This is a genomic window from Halomonas sp. 3A7M, assembly GCF_014897875.1.
Lineage (GTDB): Bacteria > Pseudomonadota > Gammaproteobacteria > Pseudomonadales > Halomonadaceae > Vreelandella.
The window spans coordinates 35,226-41,517 of the sequence record NZ_JABUZD010000111.1; the positions used below are offsets into that span (position 1 = coordinate 35,226).

Genomic DNA, 6,292 nt, shown 5'->3' on the forward strand with positions numbered 1-6,292 from the left:
ATACCTGTTCAGGGAGTCGCAAGTGGATACTCAAAGCCTGCAAGCATTTCTGGCTGTTGCCGAAACCCAGAGCTTTTCCCGCGCGGCGGAACAGTTGTATTTAACGCAGCCTGCAGTAAGCAAACGCATCGCTACTCTGGAAGACCAACTTGGCACCCGGTTATTTGACCGCATCGGGCGGCGTATTGCGCTGACCGAAGCGGGCAATGTATTACTTCCCAAAGCACAGCACATACTGTTTACCGTGGAAGACAGCCGCCGAGCACTCGCCAATCTTTCCGGCCAAGTAGGCGGTAAGCTAATGCTAGCCACCAGTCACCACATCGGCCTGCACCGTCTCCCGCCGCTTTTAAAACAATACACGCATCGCCACCCGGAAGTGGCGTTAGACCTGCACTTTCTGGACTCAGAGCTAGCCTACCAAGGCGTGGTCGACGGCACGCTGGAGATGGCAATAGTCACTCTCGCCCCCCACCCCGTTGAACAGCTTCACGTGGTAGAGCTATGGCGCGACCGGCTGTGTTTTGTCTGCGCCACCGACCACCCACTGGCGCAGCGTACCCGCCACACCAGCAGCCCGCTCAGCTTGACTGAATTATGTGAATTCAATTGCGTGCTGCCAGGTGCAAAAACCTTTACTCGCACCTTGATTGGCCAACGTTTTGCCGAAGTGGGCCTACAGCTTCCCGTCAGCATGGCGACAAACTATTTAGAAACGCTGAAAATGATGTGTAGCGTGGGTCTGGGCTGGAGCCTGCTACCTGAAAACATGATCGATAGCGAACTCATCGAACTCAATGTAGACACCGCCCCCATCCAGCGCCCGTTGGGCTATCTCGTCCACACCAGTCGTACACTTTCCAATGCCGCTAAAAAAATGATTGAAGAGCTGGAAAGCACCCGCGTATAGCAATGTGGGCACCCATGAAATTATTATGTTACGCGCAACGCCAAAACTTCATCACCATTTTCTAGCACGTCACCCGTAGGCAGCCATCCCAACCGACGATAAAACCCATGAGCGCGAACGCGCGCGTTACTATCGGCTGCCAGCCAAACCGGATTTGCACCGTTGCGCTGGAGTTGATCGACCACGTCACTAAGCAACTGCTTCCCAACCCCCTGCCCCTCAAAATCAGGTAACACCGCGAGAACCAACACTTCCCCCGTCGCCATATCGCCTGTACAAAACCCAACAACGCTATCTTGATTTACACACACCCAGCCATAAAGCTCTCCAGACTCAAGCCCTTCAACGACTGCAGCATGGGTGATCCCCATTTGAGCCAACTGCTGCTTGGAAATGGGGTTATCACGGGTTTTACCGCGCACCGCAAAAAGCGCGCTCACATCATTGCTTTGCGTTTTTCGAAAATGCAGCGCCATTCGCACACACTCCCTTACTGCTCAATTTCCCATGATAAGAATACGACTCAGCAAGTAGCACGCCATAGCCCATGCCACTTCCGGTCAATACCCAAAGAGTGTCATACACTGCAGATGGTGGTAAAAAAGAGCGTATGGGAGCAAGCCGTCTTTGCAGATTAATCAAAAGAGGGTTGATGATGTACTGCATGCTAAAACAACCAATAAGACGATGGCCGTTGCTATTGATGCTGGCCTTTACCTTCACTACGGCTCAAGCACCCGCATCGGAGCAACACACCCGCGACTTTTTTGCAGACAATGTTCTCCCTCTCTCTGAGCCCAATCATCTCTCCCCGTTGTATGACGCCATCGGTGAGCGCCGCTTCGTGCTGCTGGGTGAGTCGACCCACGGAACTCACGAATACTATCACTGGCGGGCCAAAATATCCCGAGAGCTGATAACCAACCACCGCTTCACATTTATAGCAGTAGAGGGCGACTGGCAAGCCATTTATCGGCTGAACGACTACGTTAAATTGCGCAACTCCGCTGAAGGTGATGCCCGCACACTACTGCGCAATCACGCTATTCGCTGGCCACGCTGGATGTGGGTCAATGAGGATTTCGCAGCGTTTCTTGATTGGTTGCGCGCCCACAATACCGAATTGCCTATGGAACAGCGGGTAGGTGTTTTTGGCATTGATATGCAAGACCCACAAGACTCTATGGAACATGTACTGGCCTGGTTCCAGCAACACGACGCTGACCACTACCCGCAGGTGGCCGCAGCCTACCGGGACATACTCGACTTCCCAGAAGAGTTCCGCGGTTACGCCCAGCACTTGGTGCATGGCGGAACACGCCTTAATGATCAGATGGCGCTAGCCTCCCAGCTCTTACACAATCATTTAGGTGATCAGTCAGAAAACGCCGACAAAGCGACATGGGTTGCTCGCGAAAATGCTCTGGTTGCAAAGCGTGCAGAGGCACAATTTTACGGAGCAACGCAGCAAGGGCCGGAGTCCTGGAACGCCCGCGCCCGCTTTATGCATGAAGCACTCTTACGTCTGGCCAAACGACATGGTGAAGAAAGCCGAGGGATCGTGTGGGCGCACAACACTCATGTGGGGGATTCAGCTGCCACCGGCATGAGTAATCGTGGCGAAGTTAATATCGGGCATTTACTGCGCACCACTGAAGGTGAAGACGATGTCTTTATTGTTGGCTTCGGGACTAACCAAGGCAGCGTTATTGCCAGCTCGGACTGGGGGAGCGAACAACTAGTGATGACGGTCGTGCCCGCACACCCAGAAAGCTATGAAGGCTTGCTGCACCAAAGCGGGATTACCCAGGGCCTGTTTGTGTTTGATGATGCCGCTCGGCAAGGTGATTTGCTAACGCCACGCCACCAACGCGCCATTGGCGTGATTTATCGTCCTCCTAACGAAGCCTATGTGCCTACCATCCTGACGCGTCGTTACGACAGCTTTATTTATTTTGGCGAGACCCAAGCACTAAAGCCCTTGTAAGAGGGCTTTTCTTTAAAACACCACCTACATTCTTTACGCCCTGGCACCGCCTCAGTATCGCCTGAAACATGAATACTGACTAAGGCTCACAAAGCAATCACCTATTCGCCTCCACCATGCCTCTGACTACATCTCCCAGTTCAGCTATCGCGGTGTTTCTGTCTTCAAATGATGCGGTAGTTTCGGTGATATAAAATGCTACGATAATGGGCTTGCGCTCGGGCGGCCATATAACAGCGGTAATCGATCTTGAACCAAAACCACCGGCTCCCGTTCGATCTCCAATTACCCACTCATCAGGCATTTGTGACCTAAACAAGCCATCAGCCACTTCATTATTAACCAACCATTCACGCAGTTGGTTTTTCGACTGGGGCGATAGCGCGTTTCCCACCACCAGCTTCTCAAGGTTACTTACCATTGCATTGGGCGTGGTGGTATCACGCTCATCACTTGGAACAGCCTCATTTAGCTCTGTCTCCCAACGGTCCAAACGCGTGACACTATCTCCCAGCTCTCTAACAAACTCCGTCACGGCCTGCGGTCCACCAATCGCCTGCAAGATCAGGTTAGCCGCGGTGTTATCGCTGGTTGTCATCGTCGCTTCGCAGAGTTCAAACAGCGATATTTCCCGGTTATCCGCATACGCTTCGGTAACGGGTGAATAGGTGACAATGTCAGAAGCAGATACTTTCACTCGTCTTTCGAGTTGCTCACTTCCTTCATCCACACGCTGCAGCAACGATGCACACGCTAAGGTTTTAAAGGTGCTGGACATTGCGAACAGTTGGTCTGCGTTGTATTCCCAGCGCTGCTCAGTTTCCAGGTCATAGGCTGCAAAACCAACACGTGCATCCAACTGATTCTCTATACGATCAACCTCTATAAGCAAGTTATCATCCTGAGCCATCAACACAGAAGGAACCGCTATTAAGCAAATCGACATAACCCAGCGCGAAACTCGTTGTTTGCAATCCACTTTCATCATCCTTCTAAAATCATAAAATCTATAACGAGGGGTAGAAGCATGGTGCCCGTCGCACACAAGGCCTGGAAGGTTTATTAAGCGAGGGAGTTTGACGACGGGTCACTTACCAACCTTCCATATAAGGCGGAATCAGAGACAACACCATTCACTTCCCATCGCTGTCGAAGCACCCCTTCTAGAGTAAAGCCAAGCTTCTCGAGCGCTTTCGCTGAGGCGTGATTATCTGGGTCAATTTCAGCTTCAATACGACGAAGCCCCAGTGCATTAAAGCCATACTGTATCAAGGCTTCACCCGCCTCATTGATATAGCCTTTTCCCCAATAGTGCTGGCCTAAGCCAAAGCCGACCTCAGCACGTTTAGACTCTTTGTCATGGTTAAATAGCATGCACTTACCCACCAGCTCACCTGTTGACTTCAGATATACCCCAAGTACTAGTGACTCTTCACGCAGCATCGAACCGTTGCTGACATTAATAAAATCCAAAGCGTCCTGAATACCTGACCAAGGTGCCGTATTCCAATATTTCATCACTTCAGGGGAAGAAAATATGTCTAGCAGGCTTTCCGAATCATCGGCTGCTAATGGCCGCAGTGTTAGCCGTTTGGTTTCGATCACTGGGAAAAACAACCCTTCTGACATTTATGCCTCCTTTTTTTGCATAACGCCGCCAACACGTGCAGCTTTACAGCAAAGGCGCAACCGCAACGCAAAGCGGTTATCGCACCTAGGCTATCTATATTGCACCTTTCAGTGCCTCCAGGATAAAACCCGTTTTGGCAGCAGTATATGCTTCTCTATCTGACTTAAATTCTGCCGCCCATAACCGCTTATTCTTCTCATACCGTTGGGCTAGCTCAGCATTGGCACACAGTATGTTCCGAAATGCCAAGCGCTGATCCCATTCACGGCTACCGTAAACCATGAGATGTAGGTGATGCGTCCTACGCCCCTCGGCCCACCGCATAAGCCAACGCCGACCGACTAGCGAAGCGTTGAACGCCATTGATGTTGCATAGCCTGCGCGGCACAACGGTTCCATTAATTTGTCGGCACGTGACATCGAATCCACGCCAGCCAAGATATCGATAACTGGTTTGGCAGAAAGCCCCTGTACGGCTGTACTCCCAACGTGTTCGATCGCCAAAAAATCATCTGGAAACAAATCAAAGAGGCGCTCTCGCTCCTCCTCGAACATTCGTTGCCAGTTAGTATCATATGGAAAGATTACCACTTCCTCATTAATCGCCCTGTTAAGGGACTCTGCTTCATCCATCGTCACTATCCCTTGCAACATCAACCTGATCAAAAATAACCATGGCCATGTACACCCGTCCGGTCACTGTGGCGATGTTATTACCACGCCTAAACTGAACGTTCATAGCGACAGACCTCGGTTATTTTCTGTGCGTCGTGAAGCCTAAGCGACAACGCTTTTGCCAAATCACCCGCCCAACTCACCGACACCAAAGGATGCCCAGAGGAAGAGCTAACCAGCACAATATCAATACTAGGCAGTGCCGGCATTTCATGGGCAGCATCGACTTCGACCAAATCACTCGGCAAGGAAGCCGTCGCCACCGCCGTGATGGCCTTGCCCTGCCGAACCAACCCCATCAAGGCTCCAGCGTTGGCACTGAGCGCCTTAATGCGGTAAGCGCGGCGTGTTTTGTTTAGGCCATCCAAAGCCGAGCTGTGAAATTTGCAGTCGGCTTCATACAGAGCCAAAGGCAATGTTTCGTGCTGCTGCCAGTCAAATTCCGGGTGCTGTATCCAAATTCCCTTATCAAGCATCAGCACATGGCCTTCATCACTGTTGGCCGCTCGCGTCAGGATAGCCAAGTCCAGCGCTCCCTCATCCAGCTGCTTTCTCAACGTGATGGTAGGCGCGCATATCAGCTGTAGCTGAACACTAGGGTGTTGATTATGAAGGGTATCTACCAACAAAGGTAGCAGGCTCTGGGCGTAGTCATCGGGGCTGCCAATACGCAACGTCGGTAAAGCGGCGCTCGATCTCAGTTGAACTAGCGCCTCATCATGCATTGCCAACAATCGGCGAGCGTAGCTGACAAGACGTTTGCCTTCGTTGGTGAGCTCTAGATTGCGGCCTTCTTTAAAGAACAAGCTGCAGCCGGCCTGCTCTTCCAGCCGCTTCATCTGCATACTGAGCGCGGCCTGGGTTCGGTGCACCTGACGCGCGGCACGGGTAAGGCTGCCGGTATCAACCACGGCAATATAGGTGCGCAGGAGATCCATATCCATTTAACGAGGCCTCTATCCATCAGCCCCACTGATGGCTGATATTAGTACTATTCGTTTGTCGTACTTCGGGGAAAACGAAACACTGTCCTCCGTGGCTTGGGTGTAAGCGTTCATTCCAAGGCGTTCTGCCACTCCGGTAAATTTCT

Annotated in this window: 7 protein-coding genes; 2 read left to right on the forward strand and 5 right to left on the reverse strand. The window is 51.8% G+C overall.

Going from position 1 to position 6,292, the window contains the following annotated elements; all coding sequences use genetic code 11:
- The first annotated feature begins 22 nt into the window (after positions 1–22).
- The gene (locus INT19_RS09670; RefSeq protein ID WP_193060588.1) at positions 23–910 is read left to right on the forward strand and encodes a LysR family transcriptional regulator; all 888 of its coding nucleotides are present in this window, start codon (positions 23–25) and stop codon (positions 908–910) included.
- A gap of 23 nt (positions 911–933) precedes the next feature.
- Here INT19_RS09670 and INT19_RS09675 read toward each other — a convergent pair whose 3' ends face one another.
- Entirely contained in the window at positions 934–1,386 is a 453-nt protein-coding gene (locus tag INT19_RS09675; RefSeq protein WP_193060589.1) for a GNAT family N-acetyltransferase, read from the reverse strand.
- Positions 1,387–1,574: 188 nt separating this feature from the next.
- Between INT19_RS09675 and INT19_RS09680 the strand changes: the two genes are divergently transcribed.
- The gene (locus INT19_RS09680) at positions 1,575–2,897 is read left to right on the forward strand and encodes an erythromycin esterase family protein (protein WP_193060590.1); all 1,323 of its coding nucleotides are present in this window, start codon (positions 1,575–1,577) and stop codon (positions 2,895–2,897) included.
- Positions 2,898–2,994: 97 nt separating this feature from the next.
- On the opposite strand, the gene bla is transcribed toward INT19_RS09680, so the two are convergent.
- From bla to INT19_RS09700, 4 genes are all read right to left on the reverse strand, one after another.
- Complete coding sequence (gene bla, locus INT19_RS09685; RefSeq protein WP_442311499.1) at positions 2,995–3,843, reverse strand: class A beta-lactamase; 849 nt, start codon at positions 3,841–3,843, stop codon at positions 2,995–2,997.
- Positions 3,844–3,959: 116 nt separating this feature from the next.
- Positions 3,960–4,526 (reverse strand): GNAT family N-acetyltransferase, encoded by a 567-nt coding sequence (locus INT19_RS09690; RefSeq protein WP_193060591.1) that lies wholly within the window; start codon positions 4,524–4,526, stop codon positions 3,960–3,962.
- Positions 4,527–4,620: 94 nt separating this feature from the next.
- The gene (locus INT19_RS09695) at positions 4,621–5,160 is read right to left on the reverse strand and encodes a GrpB family protein (protein ID WP_193060592.1); all 540 of its coding nucleotides are present in this window, start codon (positions 5,158–5,160) and stop codon (positions 4,621–4,623) included.
- Positions 5,161–5,249: 89 nt separating this feature from the next.
- Complete coding sequence (locus INT19_RS09700) at positions 5,250–6,146, reverse strand: LysR substrate-binding domain-containing protein (protein WP_193060593.1); 897 nt, start codon at positions 6,144–6,146, stop codon at positions 5,250–5,252.
- Positions 6,147–6,292 lie beyond the last annotated feature (146 nt).